The organism is Aliiroseovarius halocynthiae, assembly GCF_007004645.1.
In the GTDB taxonomy this organism is placed as follows: domain Bacteria; phylum Pseudomonadota; class Alphaproteobacteria; order Rhodobacterales; family Rhodobacteraceae; genus Aliiroseovarius; species Aliiroseovarius halocynthiae.
In genome coordinates, this window is record NZ_ML660020.1 from 96725 (window position 1) to 115342 (window position 18618).

An 18618-nucleotide genomic window follows, 5' to 3' on the forward strand; every position below is an offset into this window, starting at 1 on the left:
AGGAAAATCCCAGATCATGTATGAACATCATTTGGATAGAAAAGATACATGTTGTCACACGCTGCAATTGCAGGCATTGCCGCCTATCAGCGCTGGATCTCTCCTTACAAGGGCTTTCGATGCGCCTACGCCGCAGTGCATGGCGGGCCGGGTTGCTCGGGCTTTGCCAAACACGCAATCCAAACCCATGGATTTTGGCCAGCCCTACCGCGAATTCAAGAGCGTTTTCGCGATTGCCGCGCGGCCTATGAAACACTCCAAAACGTCGCAGCCTCGCAATGTTGCTGTCGCGCGGTGGACGAAAAGCTCACCGCCGGCGACGAGCCAGAGAAGAAATCGCAAAAGCGCCGATGTACAGATGACGCGTGTAACGGCGCATGCGCTGGCGCCGATTGCTTCACATGCTTTTCTTTCTTGTGAAGCTCCAAACCGAACACCTCAAAATCCCTACGTTTTTCCGAAGAAAGGACGAGTCTGATGACCGACGCCTATATCTATGACGCCGTGCGCACGCCGCGCGGCAAGGGCAAGAAAGACGGCACGCTGCACGAAGTGACGGCGGTGCGCCTGTCTTCTGTGGCGCTGAACGCGCTGAAAGAGCGCAACAACCTTGAAGGCCATGCCGTCGAGGATGTGATCTGGGGCAACGTAACCCAAGTGGGTGAACAAGGTGCCTGCCTGGCGCGCTCCGCCGTGCTTTATTCCGATCTGGACGAGCGCGTTCCGGGCGTCTCGATCAACCGTTTCTGCGCCTCGGGTCTGGAAGCCGTAAACATGGCCGCCAACCAGGTTCGTGGCGGCGCGGGCGATGCCTATATCGCTGGCGGTGTCGAAAGCATGAGCCGCGTGCCCATGGGCATGGACGGTGGCGCGATTGCCGCTGACCCGCATCTGGCGATGAAAGCCTATTTCGTACCGCAGGGCATTTCGGCAGACATCATCGCGACCGAATACGGGTTCAGCCGCGATGACTGCGACGCCTATGCTGTTGAAAGCCAGAAACGCGCCGCAGCCGCTCGTGCAGACGGTCGTTTCAAGTCGATCGTTCCTGTCACCGACCAGAACGGCCTGACCGTCATGGCCGAAGACGAGATGATCCGCGAAACCACCATGCAATCGCTGGGCGGTTTGAACCCATCATTCAAAGCGATGGGCGAGGCAATGCCGGGCTTCGACGCGGTGGCCCTGCTGAAGTACCCCCATCTTGAGCGGATCAACCACGTGCACCATGCTGGTAACTCGTCCGGGATCGCCGATGGTTCGGCCGCCATTTTGATCGGCAACAAAGAGTTTGGCGAACGCCATGGCCTGAAACCACGCGCACGCGTCCGTGCGACCTCGAAAGTCGGCACCGACCCAACAATCATGCTGACCGGCCCGGTCCCTGCGACCGAACGTGTGTTGCAAGCGGCTGGCATGAATTTCGGCGACATCGACCTGTTTGAAGTGAACGAGGCCTTCGCATCGGTCGTGCTGCGCTTCATTCAAGCCTTCGACGCGGACACCAACAAGGTGAACGTCAATGGCGGCGCGATTGCCATGGGCCACCCGCTGGGCGGCACCGGCGCAATGATCCTTGGCGCATTGCTTGATGAAATGGAGCGCTCGGACAAGGAAACCGGTCTGGCCACGCTTTGCATCGGCTCGGGCATGGGCGCCGCAACCATTCTGGAACGCGTGTAAGGAGACGTAATCATGGCTGATTTTCACTATTCCGTGGACGCCGACGGCGTCGCCACCATCGCTTGGGACGTCCCGGGCAAAAGCATGAACGTGCTGTCCTATGCAGCACTTGAAGAACTGAACGGGCATGTCGACACTGTGCTGTCCGACGACAACGTGAAGGGTGCGATCATCACCTCGGCGAAGAAAGACTTCGCAGGCGGGATGGACCTGAACGTCATCGCTCAGATGAAATCGGATGCGGGTGACAACCCTGCCAAAGGTCTGTTTGACGGCATCATGTCGATGCACGCCGCACTGCGTAAGATTGAACGCGCCGGCATGGATGCCAAGACCAACAAAGGTGGCAAGCCGATTGTCGCCGCCCTGCCCGGCATCGCGCTTGGCATCGGTCTGGAAATTCCGCTGGCTTGTCATCGCATCATTGCGGCCGACAATCCGAAGGCCAAGATTGGCCTGCCGGAAATCATGGTTGGCATCTTCCCGGGCGCAGGCGGTACCACCCGTCTAGTGCGCAAGATGGGCGCGATGGCGGCGGCTCCGTTCCTCTTGGAAGGCAAGACCGTTTCGCCCGACAAAGCAAAATCCGCTGGCCTGATTGACGAAGTTGTTCCGGCTGACGAGCTGCAAGCCCGCGCGAAAGAGTGGGTTTTGAACGCAACTGATGCGGACATCGTAAAGCCGTGGGACGCGAAGGGTTACAAAATGCCCGGCGGCGCCCCCTATCATCCGGCGGGCTTCCAGACCTTCGTGGGTGCAGCGGCGATGATCCACGGCAAAACCAATGGCGTCTATCCGGCGGCGAAAGCGTTGCTGGCGGCAGTCTATGAAGGCGCTATGGTGCCCTTCGATGACGCGCTGCGCGTGGAATGCCGTTGGTTCGTGAACGTTCTGATGAACCCGTCGTCGTCTGCGATGATCCGTTCACTCTTCATCAACAAGCAGGCCTTGGAAAAAGGCGCTGTGCGTCCGAAGAATGTCGATGACCAGTCGGTCAAAAAGGTCGGCGTTCTGGGCGCGGGCATGATGGGCGCAGGTATTGCGCTGGTGTCCGCCATGGCCGGGATGGAGGTCGTACTGATCGACCAGACGCAAGAGGCAGCAGACCGCGGCAAGTCTTATTCCGAGGGGTACTTGGACAAAGGCATCAAGCGCGGCAAAGCCACGCCCGAGAAGAAAGAGGCCGTCCTGTCGGCCATCACCGCAACGACTGATCTTGAGGCTCTGAAAGGGGCCGACCTGATCATCGAAGCGGTCTTCGAAGACGTGGGCGTGAAGGCCGAGATGACCAAGAAGGTCGAGGCCGTCGTGGGCCCCGATTGCATCTATGCCACCAACACCTCGACCCTGCCGATCACCGAGCTGGCCAAAGCGTCTGAGCGCCCCGATCAGTTCATCGGCATCCACTTCTTCTCACCCGTCGAACGCATGATGCTGGTCGAGATCATCAAGGGCAAAGAAACCGGCCCGCGTGCTGTTGCCAAGGCGCTGGACTATGTGCGCCAGATCCGCAAGACGCCGATCGTGGTCAACGACGCACGCTTCTTCTACTGCAACCGCTGCATCATTCCGTATATCAACGAAGGAATGCGCATGGTTGGTGAAGGCGTCAGCCCTGCTCTGGTCGAAGGCGCCGCGAAACTCTTGGGCTTCCCGGTTGGACCGCTGCAACTGGTCGATGAAACCTCGATCGATCTGGGTGTAAAGATCGCTAAGGCCACGAAAGCGGCTATGGGCGACGATTACCCGGACGCTGCTGTCGATGACATCATCTTCTGGATGGCAGACGAGGGCCGTTTGGGCCGCAAGTCGAACGCTGGCTTCTATGACTATGACGAGAAGGGCAAACGCACCGGTCTTTGGGAAGGGCTTGGCGACAAGTTCCCGCTAGCCGATGACCAGCCCGACCTGTCGGAAGTCAAACATCGCCTGATGATGGCGCAGGTTCTGGAAGCCGTCCGCGCGCTGGAAGAAGGTGTGCTGGAAGACATCCGCGAAGGCGACGTGGGCGCAATTCTGGCCTGGGGCTTTGCCCCGTGGTCGGGCGGTCCGTTCAGCTGGCTGGACATGATCGGCGCAGGCAAAGCGGTCGAGATCTGCGACGGCCTGACCGACGCTCATGGTGCGCGTTTCACCACGCCTGCCCTGCTGCGCGATCTGGCCGACAAAGGCGAGACATTCTATGGCCGCTTCGACAGCGCCGAAGACGCCGCCTGATCCAACCCCTAAATCCTACAAGCGGCCCGGACATTCCGGGCCGTTTTGCTTGGCGGGTATCCAGTTAGCTTTCACGCGACCGCAGCGTGATTACGATGCCCGATATCACAATCAGCACCATACCTAGAACCGCGCTCGGACCCAGCCGGTCGCCGTAAAGCACAAAACTCCAAGCCGCTGCAAAACCCAGAAGCGAGTATTCATATATCGCCACCTGCGCCGGGTCGCCCAGCTGATAGCCGCGGAACAACAGCCCCACTCCTAAAATCGAACCGATTGCTTGCAGGAAGGTGATGAACAACGCCCATCTGCTTGGCCAGATAACACCACGCAGGATAAAACCGTCTGCGCCCACAGGCACCTCGTGCGGCCAGACCGTCATGACAACGGACCCGATTGCGCCGAATACGCCAAGGCACAGGAAGAACGCGGCAAGCATGGACAGGGCCGTTTCCTCTTCGCACCACTGCCGCGTCGCGATTGCGCCCAGCGCATAGAAGAACCCAGCTGCCATGGGGACCATAACCGCTGGGCGGATCCCCTCGCTGAACGGGTCCAGCACAATCACCACGCCGACGAACCCCACAAGTGCCGCCCCCAATCGCGTCACCCCAATCGGCTTGCCGAAAAACAGCGCTGAAATCAGCATCACCCAGATCGGCGCTGTGAACAGGCCCGAGGCCACTTGCCCGACCGGCAGGAAGCCCAACCCGCCGAAATAGAACAGCATCGCAAGCGCGGCCAAACCTCCGCGCAGCATCACAGCCCACGCCCTTTTGGGGCGGAACTGCACGCGGCTGGACAGGGACATCAGCGCGAACAGGCCAAAGGCCATAACGGTGCGCATCAAGTGGAATTGCCACAAGCCAAGCTCGGGCGCGATGAGACGCACAAGGTTGTCGAAGAACCCCAGAAAGAACATCGCAGCAAAGACATATCCCGCTGCTGCCAATGGTCTGTCCGCTGCCATGTCGTTTTCCTTGTTCGAAAAGCCTCTTACGGCCATTGACCACAAGGGGCACGGTGGGGTCCACTCGGAAAACGACACTGGTTAAGAAAACACATCGCTTTGGGAGGAGTGCACATGGGTTGGATGGCAGACGAACGCGGGTTGGATAAATGTGCGGCGAATTTTGTGCCCCTGACCCCGCTTTCACATCTTCAGCGTGCCGCAAAGGTATTTCCCAACCGCGAGGCGGTCATCGAAGGGGACCGCCGTCTGACCTATCGCGACTATCATGACCGCGTCAGCCGTCTGGCTTCGGCGCTTTTGGCGCGGGGTGTGCAGTCGGGCGATGTGGTAAGCACGCTTTTGCACAATACGCTGGCGCACGTGGAAGCCAGCTTTGGCATTCCCGCCTGTGGGGCGGTTCTGAATACAATCAATACGCGGCTGGACGTCGACACGGTTGCCTATATTTTCGATCACGGCGGCGCGAAGGTTGTTCTGGTCGATACCGAACTTGTCCCTCTGGCCGAAGCCGCGCTGGCACTGATGGCCAAAGACAGTACACAAAACCCACCCGAGATCATTGAAGTCGCTGCCCCCGTCGCGGGCTATCCTGCCACCGGGCGTTATCTGGAATACGAGGATCTGCTGCGCAATGGCGATCCCGCTTTCAACTGGGTCATGCCACAAGACGAATGGGAAAGCCTGGCTTTGAACTATACGTCTGGCACCACCGGACGCCCCAAAGGCGTCGTCTGCCACCATCGTGGCGCCTATCTGATGACAATGGGAACGCCGATCAGCTGGAACATGCAGCTATACCCGCGCTATCTGACCATTGTGCCGCTGTTTCACTGCAACAACTGGAACCACACATGGATGATGCCCGTACTGGGCGGGACAGTTGTGTGCTGCCGAACGATCACGGCCAAAGCGGTCTATGACGCCATTGCCGACGAGGGCGTGACCCATTTCGGAGGAGCGCCCATCGTGCTGAACATGATCGTCAACGCGCCCGAAACAGACCGCAGAGACTTTGATCATGTGGTTGAAGTCTTCACCGCAGGCGCACCGCCCCCGGCTGCGACCTTGGCTGCGGTCGAACCCTTGGGCTTCAACGTCACGCAGGTCTATGGTTTGACGGAAACCTATGGCCACGTGACTGAATGCCTGTGGAACGGCCCGGAATGGGACGACCTGCCGCAAGACGACCGCGCCACCATCAAGGCCCGCACAGGCGTGGCCTTCCCGCAGATGGAGGACATCACCGTCTTGGACGAGACGATGGCGCAGGTTCCCATGGATGGCGAAACCACAGGCGAGATTATGATCCGCGGCAATTCCGTCATGAAGGGCTATCTGAAAAACCCAGAAGCCACGGCCGAGGCCTTTCAGGGGGGCTATTTCCACTCGGGAGACGTGGCGCATCAAACGCCAGATGGCTACATCAAGATCACAGATCGCTCGAAAGACATTATCATCTCGGGTGGCGAAAACGTCAGCTCAGTCGAGGTCGAGAGCGTCTTGATGCACCATCCCGCGGTCAGCCTTTGCGCCGTGGTCGCCAAGCCCGACGATAAATGGGGCGAAATCCCCTGCGCCTATGTCGAGCTGAAAGATGGCCATGACACAAATGAAGCCGAGCTGATCGCCTTCGCACGTGAACGTCTGGCCGGGTTCAAGACCCCAAAGCGGATCGAATTTTGCGAGCTTCCCAAGACCTCGACCGGGAAAATCCAGAAGTTTCAGTTGCGGGATTGGGCACGATCCGCGCATTAACACTGTTCCAATTGCGAGAGCGCGTTCTTGGCGCTATCCTGTCGGCAATTAAGCACGAGCAGAAAGCACCGTCCAAATATGACGGCCCTGACCAAATACGAGCGGCTTGAGGCCACGGCCCTTTGGCGACCCGATGACGGCGCGCAAAGGGTGGATGTGCTTTTGTCTTTGGGCGATGCGACGCTAACGATCTCGGATATGCGCGAGAACGTGTTGAACCACTGGTCTTTGCCCGCGATCCAACGCCTCAATCCCGGCGATCGCCCTGCCCTGTTTCGCCCCGGCGAAGACGCCACAGAAGAGCTGGAACTTGAAGACGACGACATGATCCGCGCACTTGAGAAGGTGCGCAAACTGGTCGAACGTCGTCGCCCGCACCCCGGACGGCTCCGCCATTGGGTGACGGCGGGCATACTTCTGTTTCTGCTAGCATTGACCGTGTTCTGGCTGCCCGGCGCATTACGCAGCTATACCGTGTCGGTCGTGCCCGAGCCGTCGCGCGCGGCCATAGGCCAGCAGATCCTGACGCGGATCGGACGCATCACCGGGCAGGAATGTCGCGGACGGGGCGGTCGCATGGTTCTGACAAGATTTGCGCGTCGGGTGACTGAAAATCCGGACTTGCGCGTGGTGGTATTATCGGGCGGTGTACAAAGCTCAAAGCACCTGCCGGGCAACATCACCCTATTGAACCGCGCACTTATTGAAGATTTCGAACATCCTGACGTTTTGGCAGGGTTTCTTTTGGCTGAAGAACTGCGTCGCAACAGCACAGATCCGCTCTTACCTGTGTTGGACCACATTGGCCTGCGCGGGACGGTGCAATTGCTGACCACAGGCGACCTACCCGGCGCAGCGATTGATCAGTATGCCGAGGCCCTGTTGGTCGCCCCGCAATCCGAACTGCCCCCGACCGCGTTGCTTTCGCGGTTCGAAGCGCAAAACATCAGCGCAACACCATATGCCTATGCCCTTGATCTGACCGGTGAAACCTCGCTGGACCTGATCGAAGCTGATCCCGTGTCGTCAACCACCGCCAATCCGCTTCTGTCAGATGACGATTGGGTCAGGCTACAGGGCGTGTGCGGCGAATAGGACAATAATGACTATTCGACAATCACGGTTTGCTCGCGGATCAACTTGCGCGGCACCGTGTCTGACCAAATCGATAAAGTCATCACCTCGCCCGCCTGTCGGCGCACTCCGCGTAACGGGTTAAGACGCCCGTCTTCCCACGCTGCACGATAGCCATGCGGGATCGCCACTTTGGTCTTAGATGCAGGATAACTGGCCGGCGCGATGATGACATGTGCTGGCAGGTTCTTCAGATCATCCGCAGCAACGATCGGATAGCCCGAGATATAGCCTTTGACGGGCACGCCATGCACGGTTTCAGATTTGGAAATCGAGCTGGTTCCAACCAGGGCAACGGCCAAAAGAAACGACTTAACTATATGTCTCACAACACCCTCTCAACTCAGACACGCCTGAGTTGAGAGTGATCGTTTTGGCAAGGTTTGTAAAGCGTTGGCGCCTTACTTGGTACCGAACATCCGGTCGCCCGCGTCGCCCAGACCCGGCACGATATAACCTTTTTCGTTCAGCTTCTCGTCCAGCGATGCCGTAATGATCGGCACATCGGGATGTGCCTCTTTCATGCGCGCGACACCTTCTGGGGCTGCCAACAGGCACATGAACAGAATGTTCTTGGCGCCAGCTTCCTTCAGCTTGTCGATTGCAGCAACCGAACTGTTGCCGGTCGCGAGCATCGGATCAACTGCAATCACCAGACGTTCGTCAATCGCTTCGGGAACCTTGAAGTAATACTCGACCGGCTCCAGCGTTTCTTCGTCGCGATATAGCCCGACAAACCCCACGCGGGCCGAAGGGATCAGTTCCAGCACGCCATCCAACAGGCCGTTTCCCGCACGCAGGATCGACACCAAAGCCAGCTTGCGACCCGCCAGAACCGGCGCGTCCATTTCCTGCATCGGTGTTTTGATGCGCTTGGTGGTCATGGGCAGCTCGCGCGTCACCTCATAGGCCAGCAGCTGACTGATTTCGCGCAGAAGCTGACGAAACAGACTGGTGGGCGTGGCTTCATCCCGCATCAATGTCAGCTTGTGCTGGATCAGAGGGTGATCGACGACAGTCAGATGATCATACATCTTGCTTCTCCAAATGCTTACGGATGCGGTTGCGGGTGGCGTCGTCGCAGAATGCAGCGTCGATGGCAACCAAGTTCAGTTCGCGGAAGTCCTCGGGCGTCCAGCCAAACTGACGTGACAAATCTTGGTATTCCTTGACCATATCTGTCCGGAAGAACGGTGGATCGTCAGTCGAGACGGTGACATTCACCCCGCGTTCACGCAGCTTTGCGATCGGGTGGGCTGACAGGTCAGGATAGACCCCCAAAAACACGTTCGAACCGGGGCAAACTTCCAGCGTCACACCATCCTCGACCAAACGCTCGACCAGCGCCAGATCCTCGATCGCGCGCACGCCGTGCCCGATCCGCTCGACCTTCAGATCATCCAGCGCCGCACGGATCTCGTCCGGGCCATTCCATTCGCCCGCATGGGTGGTCAGACGCAGGCCGGCCTCGCGGGCCATGTCATAGGCATAGGCAAAGTCGCCCTGACTGCCGGATTTTTCATCCCCGCCCATACCGAAACCAGTGAGGAACCCCCCCGCCGTTTCCTGCGCACATAGCGCGGTCTCGCGGGCAAACTCTGGTCCGAAATGGCGGATACAGGTGGCGATGCCACGCAGCGTGATGCCGTGATCGCGCTCGGCCTCGGTGGCGGCATCCTGGATGGCGGCAAGATAGTCTTTCCAAGCCGCCACGTCGCGCCCACCGCAGAAATCTGGCGACAGGAACGTCTCGGCATAAACGACGCCCTTTTCGGCGCAGGCTTCCAGTACGGCCTTGGTCAGGCGGCGGAACTCCTCGGGGCCTGTCAGGACCGAGGTCGCAGCCTCGTAGACCTCGAGGAAATGCCAGAAATCACGATAGGCATAGCCGCCATCCTCGGTGAAGATCCCGGATAGATCGACAGATTTTTCCTTGGCCAGCGTCCGAATGAAATCGGGCGGCGCACCACCTTCGATATGAAGGTGCAACTCGACCTTGGATTGCTCTTTAAAACTCATAGAAACGTTTCCCCTGCTCCTCGGGTTGTAAGCCCAAGATGCGCCGCGACCGACGCGCCGATATCTGAAAATCCAACATGCCCCACTTCGCGTGGGCCCAGCCCCGCAGCCACAACGGGCACGCGTTCGCGGGTATGGTCTGTGCCAACCCAGCTGGGATCGTTGCCGTGGTCAGCGGTAAACAAAACCAGATCGCCGGGCTGTATTTTCGCAAGCAGGCGCGGCACCTGAGTGTCAAACCACTCCAGCGCTTTTGTATAGCCCGGAATATCGCGTCGATGGCCGTATTTCGCGTCGAACTCGACAAAATTGGCAAACACCAGATCACCGTCCTGCGCCGTGTCAAATGAAGCCACCAAATGCTCCATCAAATCAGCATCCGATCCTTTTTGCACAGTTGTGATCCCACGATGCGCAAAAATATCACCTATCTTTCCAATGGCATGCACCTTCCCGCCAGCATCGGTCACCCAGTCACACAGCGTGGGCTCCGGCGGCGTCATCGCAAAATCGCGACGGTTAGAGGTACGGGTGAACCCTTCTGCTTCAGTGCCAACGAACGGGCGCGCAATCACGCGGCCAACGCGCATGTAGTGCACCATCGGCGCGATGGCCTCGCAAAGCGTATAAAGCCGCTCTAACCCAAAATGCTCTTCATGCGCGGCAATCTGAACAACGCTATCAGCCGAGGTATAGACAATCGGATACCCCGTCCGAATATGCTTGTCCCCCAATTCGTCCAGAATGACGGTTCCCGAGGCGTGCTTGTCCCCCAGAATGCCGTCCACCCCCGCAGCAGCGCAGATTGCACCGGTCAGATCCAAAGGAAATGTCGGGACAGTATCGGGGAAATACCCCCAATCCCATGGCAGTGGAACGCCTGCGATTTCCCAATGTCCTGTCGGTGTGTCCTTCCCGGGCGAGACTTCTTGGGCTGCGCCCCACAGCCCGTTCGGAACAGCATCAAACCCCGGCGTGTCATCGCCAGATGCCAAACGGACCGCAGCCCCCAAACCCAACGCGTCCAGATGGGGCATAGCAAGCGGTCCGCTGCGTCCTACATCGGCACGCCCTTCGGCACAGGCTTGCGCAATATGCGCCAGCGTGTTTGCCCCGGTATCTGGCACCGTTTTGTCATTGAAAAACGCGTGGGCGTCGGGCGCGCCACCGCATCCGACGCTGTCCATCACAATCAGAAAAGCGCGGGTCATGTGTTCTCCATATGCGCGGCACCGAATGCGCCCGGCAAAAGTTCAGCCATGGTCATGGTCAGGCTTTCGCCACCCATGGTCATCATGGTGATTTTGACATCCGGACCTGAAAACTCGGCCAGTTTCTGACGGCACCCACCGCAAGGCGTCACGGGCAAGGGGGCATCAGCGATCACCAATGCCTCGGCAATCTCGCGCTCACCGGCGGCGCACATGGCGGCGATGGCGCCCGCTTCGGCGCAGGTCCCTTCGGGATAGGCAATGTTTTCCACATTGCAGCCGACATGAACGACGCCGGCGCTGGTGCGCAACGCAGCACCAACCTTGAAGTTTGAGTATGGCGCATGCGCGTTTTCCCGCACGGCCTTGGCAGCTTCCAACAGCGACATGTTCCGCTCCTGTAAAATATCTATCCAGCAACCCTGAACCTCTGCATTCTTGGATGCAAGTGCAATCCGAACCTCAGGGGGCTAGCCGCAAGGAAATGCCATGCTAATGTACAGAATGCAGACTTGATTGCCCTTGCGTCACTGGTGTATCCGAGTGACGAAAGCGCGATGGTTTAAAGTTAAACTATCGCCATGACGCCTTAGGAGGTATCGATGTCCGAAGACAGCTATCTGCGCAAACGCGCGCTGGATTATCACGAATTTCCTCAGCCCGGAAAGCTCGAGATTCGCGCCACCAAGCCGATGGCGAACGGTCGCGACCTAAGTCTTGCGTATTCTCCCGGCGTCGCCGAAGCCTGTACCGAGATTTCAAAAGACCCCTCGGTGGCAAGCCGTTACACCGCACGTGGCAATCTGGTCGCCGTAGTTTCGAACGGGTCTGCCGTGTTGGGTTTGGGCAATATCGGCGCGCTGGCCTCGAAGCCCGTGATGGAAGGCAAAGCCGTTCTGTTCAAGAAATTCGCCAATATCGACTGCTTCGATATCGAATTGAATGAATCTGATCCCGAAAAGCTGGCCGACATCGTCTGCGCGATGGAGCCCAGCTTTGGCGCGATCAACTTGGAAGACATCAAAGCGCCCGACTGTTTCATCGTTGAACAAATTTGCCGCGAGCGGATGAACATTCCGGTTTTCCACGACGACCAGCACGGAACCGCCATCGTTGTTGGTGCTGCGGCCACCAACGCGCTGCAAGTTGCCGGGAAATCCTTTGGGGATATCAAGGTCGTCTCGACCGGCGGTGGGGCTGCGGGCATTGCCTGCTTGAACATGCTTCTCAAGCTGGGCGTCAAACGCGAGAACGTCTGGCTGTGCGATATCGAAGGCCTGGTCTATGAGGGTCGCGAGAAAGACATGACACCGCAAAAGGCGGCCTATGCGCAGGGCCAAAGCCCCGCCGCGCTGGACGAGGTTATCGAAGGCGCAGATCTGTTCCTTGGCCTGTCGGGGCCTGGCGTCCTGAAGCCCGAGATGGTGGCCAAAATGGCCGACCGCCCGATTGTGTTTGCCCTTGCCAACCCAACGCCCGAGATCATGCCTGACGAGGTGCGCAAGGTTGCTCCTGATGCGATTATGGCCACGGGCCGCTCGGACTTTCCCAATCAGGTCAACAACGTACTGTGCTTCCCGTTCATCTTCCGCGGCGCATTGGATGTCGGCGCGACCGAGATTAACGACGCTATGCAGCTGGGATGCATTGAAGGGATCGCCGCCTTGGCGCGCGCAACCACTAGCGCCGAGGCCGCAGCCGCCTATAAGGGCGAGCAGCTGACCTTTGGCGAGGATTACCTGATCCCCAAACCCTTTGATCCGCGCCTGATGGGTGTGGTTGCCAGCGCAGTCGCCAAGGCGGCGATGGACAGCGGCGTTGCGACCCGACCGATTGAGTGTCTTGAGGCCTATAAGGCAAAACTTGATGGTTCGGTGTTCAAGTCTGCGCTGATCATGCGCCCCGTCTTCGAAGCTGCCGCAACTGCCGAACGCCGCATCGTTTTTGCCGAAGGCGAAGATGAACGCGTTTTGCGTGCCGCCAATGCGATGGTCGAAGAAACCACCGACGCGCCTATCCTAATCGGCCGCCCGGACGTCATCGCCCTGCGCGCTGAACGCGCCGGCCTGTCGATCGTGCCGGGGCGCGACTTTGAAGTGGTGAACCCCGAACGCGACGATCGCTATCGCGCGTATTGGGGGGCTTATCACGAGATTATGGCCCGCAAAGGTGTCACACCGGATCTGGCCAAAGCCATCCTGCGCACAAACACAACCGCCATCGGTAGCATCATGGTGCATTTGGGCCATGCCGACAGTTTGATCGCTGGCACTTTCGGTCAATACCTATGGCACCTGAATTACATTCAGCAAATTCTGGGCAACCACGAATTGCATCCCGTCGGCGCGCTAAGCCTGATGATCCTGCAGGACGGTCCGCTGTTCATTGCAGACACCCATGTACACAATACGCCCAGCGCCGAACAGATCGCGGAAACTGTCTGCGCTGCGGCCCGTCACGTGCGCCGGTTCGGGGTCGAGCCGAAGATCGCCGTCTGTTCGTATTCCCAATTTGGCAATCACGGCGGAGACAGCGGGGCACGCGCCCGTGGAGCGCTGGAAATCTTGGACGCCACCCCGCGTGATTTCGCATATGAAGGCGAAATGCATGTTGATGCCGCCCTTGACCCCGAGGTGCGCAGCCGCCTGTTCCCGGGTGCACGTTTTGACGGCCCCGCCAACGTACTGGTCTTTGCAAACACGGATGCGGCCAGCGCGGTGCGCAACACGCTGAAGGTGAAAGGTGGCGGACTTGAGGTTGGGCCAATCCTGATGGGCATGGGCAACCGCGCCCACATCGTGACGCCTTCGATCACTGCGCGCGGCCTTCTAAACATGTCCGCAATCGCCGGAACTCCGGTTGCGCATTACGGCTGATCGATTCCCCGTAAAACTTTGCAAGGCGGGGTTTGCAATTTTGCAAATCTCGCCTTTTTCAAACTCACACCCCTCAAAATAATGGGGTTTGCAAAAATTTGCAGGCAATTTTCGACCGCCCTGCAAATTTCCCGCGATAATCTGACGCGACGTACAACACGGTTCTTGCCCGGAGAGGTCATAGGGGCGTAACACATTCCTCAAGGGAAATTGGAGGATGTGCACCATGGCATACAAAGACGTTTACGCGGCGTGGCAAGCGAACCCTGAGAAATTCTGGATGGACGCGGCCGAAGCAATCAGCTGGGATAAGACCCCAACCAAAGCGCTCTTTGACGACAACGCACCGTTATACGAATGGTTCTCGGACGGTATGGTGAACACCTGCTACAACGCAGTCGATCGCCACGTTGAAAACGGCCGCGCCGATCAGGTGGCCATTATCTATGACAGCCCGATCACCGGACGTCAGTCTAAGACGACCTATGCCGAACTTAAGGACCGCGTGTCCAAGGTTGCAGGCGCGCTGAAAGAAAAAGGCGTCACCAAAGGCGACCGCGTTATCATCTATATGCCGATGGTGACAGAGGCGCTGATCGCCATGCTGGCCGTCACGCGGATCGGTGCCGTACATTCGGTCGTGTTTGGCGGCTTTGCCTCGAACGAGCTGGCCGTACGGATCAACGACGCCAAACCCAAAGCCATCATCGCAGCCTCCTGCGGGTTAGAACCGGGCCGCGTGGTCGCCTATAAACCGCTTCTTGATGGTGCTATTGAACTGGCCGAACACAAGCCCGACTTCACGCTGATCCTTCAACGCGAAGAACATCCGGCCGATCTGATCCCCGGACACGACTTCGACTGGGCCGAGATGGAGGCCGCTGCCGCCCCCGCCGACTGTGTACCGGTCGAGGGTAACCACCCAGCTTATATCCTCTATACTTCAGGTACCACAGGTCAGCCGAAGGGCGTTATCCGCCATACGGGCGGCCATCTGGTCGCTCTGAACTGGACAATGAAGAACCTGTATAATGTCGATCCGGGCGATGTGTTCTGGGCAGCGTCGGACGTGGGTTGGGTCGTTGGCCACTCTTACATCACCTACGGGCCTCTTGTGCATGGCAACACGACCATCGTCTTCGAAGGCAAGCCCGTGGGCACGCCAGACGCCGGCACCTTCTGGCGCGTGATCAGCGAGCACAACGTGAAAAGCTTCTTCACCGCCCCCACCGCCTTCCGTGCCGTGAAGCGCGAAGACCCGAAGGGCGAGTTCGTCAAGAAATACGATCTGAGCTGCCTGAAGCAGGTCTATCTGGCCGGTGAACGCGCCGACCCTGACACAATCGTCTGGGCGCAGGAACAGCTGAATGTTCCCGTCGTGGACCACTGGTGGCAGACTGAAACCGGCTATGCCATCGCGGCCAATCCAATTGGCATCGAGGAGCTGCCGATCAAGCTGGGCTCGCCCTCGGTTCCGATGCCGGGCTTTGACGTGCAGATTCTGGACGAAGGCGGCCACCCGATGCCCGCAGGCGAGCTGGGTGCGATTGCCATCAAGCTGCCCCTGCCCCCCGGCACACTGCCGACCCTGTGGAATGCGGAAGAGCGGTTCAAGAAAAGCTATCTGAACACCTTCCCCGGCTATTACGAGACAGGCGATGCGGGTTACATCGACGAAGACGGCTATGTCTATATCATGGCGCGCACCGATGACGTGATCAACGTGGCGGGCCACCGCTTGTCCACCGGCGCGATGGAAGAGGTCCTGGCCTCACACCCCGACGTGGCCGAATGTGCCGTGATCGGCGTGACCGACCAACTGAAAGGCCAATTGCCGCTGGGCATGGTCTGCCTGAACGCAGGCACCGACCGCCCCGACGAGGAAATCTCTGCCGAATGCGTCAAACTGGTGCGCGAGAAAATCGGCCCGGTTGCCGCGTTCAAGCTTTGCGTCGTGGTGGATCGTCTGCCCAAGACGCGCTCGGGCAAGATCCTACGGGCCACGATGGTGTCGATTGCCGATGGCAAGGAATACAAAATGCCCGCGACCATCGACGATCCATCCATTCTGGACGAGATCAAGGACGCGCTGGCCTCGCTCGGATACTAAGTCTGACCTGACAAACAAAAAACGCCCCCGATCTCGGGGGCGTTTTTTGTTACACGAACTGCTCGCGGATCAGGCGTTCTTCCAGCCCATGTCCGGGGTCAAACAGGATACGATGCGCGATATCCCCGCAGGACCGGATCTCGACCGAGACCACGTTCGGAACACTTCGGCTGTCCGCATCGGCCATCACGGGGCGTTTGTCGGGCTGCAGAACATCAAAGCGCACCACGGCATTCTTTGGCAGAAGGGCACCACGCCAGCGCCGCGGTCGGAACGCGGCCATCGCGGTCAGCGCCAACACATCCGATCCAATCGGCAAAATCGGTCCGTGTGCGGAATAGTTGTATGCGGTCGAACCCGCAGGCGTACACAAAAGCGCGCCGTCGCAGACCAGCTCGCCCAGACGCACGCGCCCATCGACGCTGATCTGAAGTTTCGCAGCCTGTGGACCGGCACGCAGCAGGCTGACCTCATTGATCGCAAGCGCCTCGTGTACTTCGCCATCCACACATTCGGCCCGCATCGACAGCGGGTTGATGACCTCTTCTTCCGCGACGATCAGGCGATCGATCAGCCCATCAGGCACGTATTCGTTCATCAAAAAGCCAACCGTGCCGCAGTTCATGCCATAGACCGGGGCCGGAAGGTGCTGTGTATTGTGAAGCGTATGCAGCATGAAACCGTCGCCACCAAGGGCGACAATAATGTCGGCCTGATCCTCGGCAATATTCCCATAGCGCGACACCAATTCGTCAAGTGCTGCCTGCGCGATGGTCGTATCACTGGCAAGGAACGCGATTTTTCGACTCATGCTAAATGTCCCGATTGGCGGTCTTCGTTTCCGAAACAATCACATGTTTCCACAAATCACCAGATAATGCCGCGTCTTTCCGCCGCCGCGTCGCTTTCTGGTCTTTGCGACAGGTAGTGTTTCCGATAGGAAATCCACAAATCGGACCTTAATTGAAGGAAGACGCGCATGACTGCCACCCGTGACCAAGGTTTCTTTACCGAATCCCTCGCGACCCGCGACCCCGAGCTGTGGGGCTCGATCACAAATGAACTGGGTCGTCAGCGCGACGAGATCGAGTTGATTGCATCCGAGAACATCGTTTCCGCCGCCGTAATGGAAGCGCAGGGTTCGGTTCTGACCAACAAATACGCCGAAGGCTATCCCGGACGTCGTTACTATGGCGGCTGCCAGTATGTTGACGTGGCCGAGAACCTTGCCATCGACCGCGCCAAGGAACTGTTTGGCTGCGAATTTGCCAACGTTCAACCGAACTCGGGCAGTCAAGCGAACCAAGGTGTGTTCCAAGCGCTGATCAAGCCCGGCGACACCATTCTGGGGATGGACCTGTCGGCCGGTGGTCACCTGACCCACGGGGCACGTCCGAACCAGTCGGGCAAGTGGTTCAACGCCGTGCACTACGGTGTGCGCAAGCAAGACAACCTGATCGACTATGACCAGATCCAGGAACTGGCGACCGAGCACAAGCCCGCACTGATCATCGCCGGCGGTTCGGCCATCCCACGTCAGATCGACTTTGCCAAGTTCCGCGAGATTGCTGACAGCGTTGGCGCTTACCTGATGGTCGACATGGCCCACATCGCGGGCCTGATCGCGGCTGGCGAGCACCCCTCGCCCTTCCCGCACGCCCATGTGGCCACCACCACCACCCACAAGACCCTGCGCGGTCCGCGCGGTGGCATGATCGTGACCAACGACGCCGACATCGCGAAGAAGGTGAACTCGGCCATCTTCCCGGGCATCCAGGGTGGTCCGCTGATGCACGTGATCGCCGGCAAGGCTGCCGCCTTCGGTGAAGCGCTGCGCCCCGAATTTAAAGCGTACCAGAAACAGGTTCGCGCCAACGCGGTTGCCCTGGCCGATCAGCTGGTCAAAGGCGGTCTGGACATCGTCACCGGCGGCACCGACACCCACGTTCTGCTGGTGGACCTGCGCCCCAAAGGCGTGACCGGCAACATCGTGGACGCAGCCCTTGGTCGTGCCCACATCACCACCAACAAAAACGGCATTCCGTTCGACCCGGAAAAGCCCACCGTGACCTCGGGCATTCGTCTGGGTACGCCCGCTGGCACCACCCGCGGCTTTGGCGAAGCCGAGTTCCGCGAAATCGCTGATCTGATCATCGAAGTCGTTGACGGTCTGGCCGCCAATGGTCCGGACGGAAACGCCGATGTAGAAGCTGCGGTGCGCGGCAAAGTGGCCACCCTTTGCGCCCGCTTCCCACTGTATCCGAACCTGTAACTCAGGTCTCAAACAACAAAAAGCCCCGGAGAGATCCGGGGCTTTTCTTTTTTCAAGGCTGCTTACTTGTCGTCGGAAATAAACTCTTCCAGCAGTTTTTCGTGCTTTGCATCCTCAATCCGCTGAATGCGATCTTCGCTGGCGCGCGTGTCAAAACGATATTTTACAAGGTTAATCAGCGACAGCGTCAGCAGCACGATCCCCATGCCCCAATAGCCCTTCGTCGCAAGTGGAACATCCACCGATTTGTACAGTGAAAGTGCCAACAGAAGATAGGCAGCAATCACTCCACCTGCGTTCAAAACCATAATCAACCAAGTATCGTTGTGTGTCTTTTGCATTGTCTTATTCCTTCAGGTCCAAGTTCG

Annotated in this window: 16 protein-coding genes; 8 read left to right on the forward strand and 8 right to left on the reverse strand. The window is 58.8% G+C overall.

The window, feature by feature from the left end; all coding sequences use genetic code 11:
- The first annotated feature begins 16 nt into the window (after positions 1–16).
- Genes FIL88_RS09475 through FIL88_RS09485 form a run of 3 tightly spaced genes read left to right on the forward strand, consistent with a single transcriptional unit; the run spans position 17 to position 3900 of the window.
- Complete coding sequence (locus FIL88_RS09475) at positions 17–478, forward strand: hypothetical protein (protein WP_246066675.1); 462 nt, start codon at positions 17–19, stop codon at positions 476–478.
- Positions 478–1683, forward strand: coding sequence for an acetyl-CoA C-acetyltransferase (locus tag FIL88_RS09480; RefSeq protein WP_142853612.1), 1206 nt, complete (start codon positions 478–480; stop codon positions 1681–1683). Before FIL88_RS09475 ends, FIL88_RS09480 begins: the two co-directional genes overlap by 1 nt.
- A gap of 12 nt (positions 1684–1695) precedes the next feature.
- On the forward strand, positions 1696–3900 hold the full coding sequence (locus FIL88_RS09485) for a 3-hydroxyacyl-CoA dehydrogenase NAD-binding domain-containing protein (RefSeq protein ID WP_142853613.1): 2205 nt from the start codon (positions 1696–1698) through the stop codon (positions 3898–3900).
- A gap of 64 nt (positions 3901–3964) precedes the next feature.
- Here FIL88_RS09485 and FIL88_RS09490 read toward each other — a convergent pair whose 3' ends face one another.
- Positions 3965–4870: a DMT family transporter gene (locus FIL88_RS09490; RefSeq protein ID WP_185960900.1), complete on the reverse strand. Its 906-nt coding sequence runs from the start codon at positions 4868–4870 to the stop codon at positions 3965–3967.
- A 114-nt stretch (positions 4871–4984) separates the two neighbouring features.
- On the opposite strand from FIL88_RS09490, the gene FIL88_RS09495 reads away from it, so the two are divergent.
- Positions 4985–6628, forward strand: coding sequence for a long-chain-fatty-acid--CoA ligase (locus FIL88_RS09495; protein ID WP_142853615.1), 1644 nt, complete (start codon positions 4985–4987; stop codon positions 6626–6628).
- A 78-nt stretch (positions 6629–6706) separates the two neighbouring features.
- Positions 6707–7723, forward strand: coding sequence for a hypothetical protein (locus FIL88_RS09500; RefSeq protein ID WP_142853616.1), 1017 nt, complete (start codon positions 6707–6709; stop codon positions 7721–7723).
- 11 nt (positions 7724–7734) lie between these two features.
- Here the strand turns inward: FIL88_RS09500 and FIL88_RS09505 are convergent, their stop codons facing one another.
- From FIL88_RS09505 to FIL88_RS09525, 5 genes are all read right to left on the reverse strand, one after another.
- Positions 7735–8091, reverse strand: coding sequence for a hypothetical protein (locus FIL88_RS09505; RefSeq protein ID WP_142853617.1), 357 nt, complete (start codon positions 8089–8091; stop codon positions 7735–7737).
- Positions 8092–8163: 72 nt separating this feature from the next.
- Positions 8164–8796: a uracil phosphoribosyltransferase gene (gene upp / locus FIL88_RS09510; protein WP_142853618.1), complete on the reverse strand. Its 633-nt coding sequence runs from the start codon at positions 8794–8796 to the stop codon at positions 8164–8166.
- Positions 8789–9781, reverse strand: coding sequence for an adenosine deaminase (locus FIL88_RS09515; RefSeq protein WP_142853619.1), 993 nt, complete (start codon positions 9779–9781; stop codon positions 8789–8791). The genes upp and FIL88_RS09515 overlap by 8 nt, the downstream gene beginning before the upstream one ends.
- Positions 9778–10992 carry a phosphopentomutase gene (locus FIL88_RS09520; RefSeq protein WP_142853620.1) on the reverse strand — a complete coding sequence of 405 codons (1215 nt, stop codon included), beginning with the start codon at positions 10990–10992 and terminating at the stop codon, positions 9778–9780. Before FIL88_RS09520 ends, FIL88_RS09515 begins: the two co-directional genes overlap by 4 nt.
- On the reverse strand, positions 10989–11381 hold the full coding sequence (locus tag FIL88_RS09525; RefSeq protein WP_142853621.1) for a cytidine deaminase: 393 nt from the start codon (positions 11379–11381) through the stop codon (positions 10989–10991). The genes FIL88_RS09520 and FIL88_RS09525 overlap by 4 nt, the downstream gene beginning before the upstream one ends.
- A gap of 213 nt (positions 11382–11594) precedes the next feature.
- Between FIL88_RS09525 and FIL88_RS09530 the strand changes: the two genes are divergently transcribed.
- Together FIL88_RS09530 and FIL88_RS09535 are read left to right on the forward strand one after the other, a co-directional pair.
- Positions 11595–13868 (forward strand): NADP-dependent malic enzyme, encoded by a 2274-nt coding sequence (locus FIL88_RS09530; RefSeq protein WP_142853622.1) that lies wholly within the window; start codon positions 11595–11597, stop codon positions 13866–13868.
- A gap of 226 nt (positions 13869–14094) precedes the next feature.
- Positions 14095–15978 (forward strand): propionyl-CoA synthetase, encoded by a 1884-nt coding sequence (locus tag FIL88_RS09535; protein WP_142853623.1) that lies wholly within the window; start codon positions 14095–14097, stop codon positions 15976–15978.
- A gap of 49 nt (positions 15979–16027) precedes the next feature.
- On the opposite strand, the gene FIL88_RS09540 is transcribed toward FIL88_RS09535, so the two are convergent.
- On the reverse strand, positions 16028–16789 hold the full coding sequence (locus tag FIL88_RS09540; protein WP_142853624.1) for an NAD kinase: 762 nt from the start codon (positions 16787–16789) through the stop codon (positions 16028–16030).
- Positions 16790–16957: 168 nt separating this feature from the next.
- Here FIL88_RS09540 and glyA point away from each other — a divergent pair, with 168 nt between their 5' ends.
- Positions 16958–18250 (forward strand): serine hydroxymethyltransferase, encoded by a 1293-nt coding sequence (gene glyA, locus FIL88_RS09545; protein ID WP_142853625.1) that lies wholly within the window; start codon positions 16958–16960, stop codon positions 18248–18250.
- Positions 18251–18312: 62 nt separating this feature from the next.
- Here the strand turns inward: glyA and FIL88_RS09550 are convergent, their stop codons facing one another.
- A complete protein-coding gene (locus tag FIL88_RS09550; protein WP_142853626.1) occupies positions 18313–18591 on the reverse strand; it encodes a hypothetical protein in 279 nt (92 codons plus the stop codon).
- Between the last annotated feature and the right edge of the window lie 27 nt (positions 18592–18618).

Excerpts from the sequence above, each read along its gene's own strand:
- FIL88_RS09475 (WP_246066675.1), top strand. The coding sequence starts at position 17 with ATGTATGAACATCATTTGGATAGAAAAGATACATGTTGTCACACGCTG.
- FIL88_RS09480 (WP_142853612.1), top strand. The coding sequence starts at position 478 with ATGACCGACGCCTATATCTATGACGCCGTGCGCACGCCGCGCGGCAAG.
- FIL88_RS09485 (WP_142853613.1), top strand. The coding sequence starts at position 1,696 with ATGGCTGATTTTCACTATTCCGTGGACGCCGACGGCGTCGCCACCATC.
- FIL88_RS09490 (WP_185960900.1), bottom strand. The coding sequence starts at position 4,870 with ATGGCAGCGGACAGACCATTGGCAGCAGCGGGATATGTCTTTGCTGCG.
- FIL88_RS09495 (WP_142853615.1), top strand. The coding sequence starts at position 4,985 with ATGGGTTGGATGGCAGACGAACGCGGGTTGGATAAATGTGCGGCGAAT.
- FIL88_RS09500 (WP_142853616.1), top strand. The coding sequence starts at position 6,707 with ATGACGGCCCTGACCAAATACGAGCGGCTTGAGGCCACGGCCCTTTGG.
- upp (WP_142853618.1), bottom strand. The coding sequence starts at position 8,796 with ATGTATGATCATCTGACTGTCGTCGATCACCCTCTGATCCAGCACAAG.
- FIL88_RS09515 (WP_142853619.1), bottom strand. The coding sequence starts at position 9,781 with ATGAGTTTTAAAGAGCAATCCAAGGTCGAGTTGCACCTTCATATCGAA.
- FIL88_RS09520 (WP_142853620.1), bottom strand. The coding sequence starts at position 10,992 with ATGACCCGCGCTTTTCTGATTGTGATGGACAGCGTCGGATGCGGTGGC.
- FIL88_RS09525 (WP_142853621.1), bottom strand. The coding sequence starts at position 11,381 with ATGTCGCTGTTGGAAGCTGCCAAGGCCGTGCGGGAAAACGCGCATGCG.
- FIL88_RS09530 (WP_142853622.1), top strand. The coding sequence starts at position 11,595 with ATGTCCGAAGACAGCTATCTGCGCAAACGCGCGCTGGATTATCACGAA.
- FIL88_RS09535 (WP_142853623.1), top strand. The coding sequence starts at position 14,095 with ATGGCATACAAAGACGTTTACGCGGCGTGGCAAGCGAACCCTGAGAAA.
- FIL88_RS09540 (WP_142853624.1), bottom strand. The coding sequence starts at position 16,789 with ATGAGTCGAAAAATCGCGTTCCTTGCCAGTGATACGACCATCGCGCAG.
- glyA (WP_142853625.1), top strand. The coding sequence starts at position 16,958 with ATGACTGCCACCCGTGACCAAGGTTTCTTTACCGAATCCCTCGCGACC.
- FIL88_RS09550 (WP_142853626.1), bottom strand. The coding sequence starts at position 18,591 with ATGCAAAAGACACACAACGATACTTGGTTGATTATGGTTTTGAACGCA.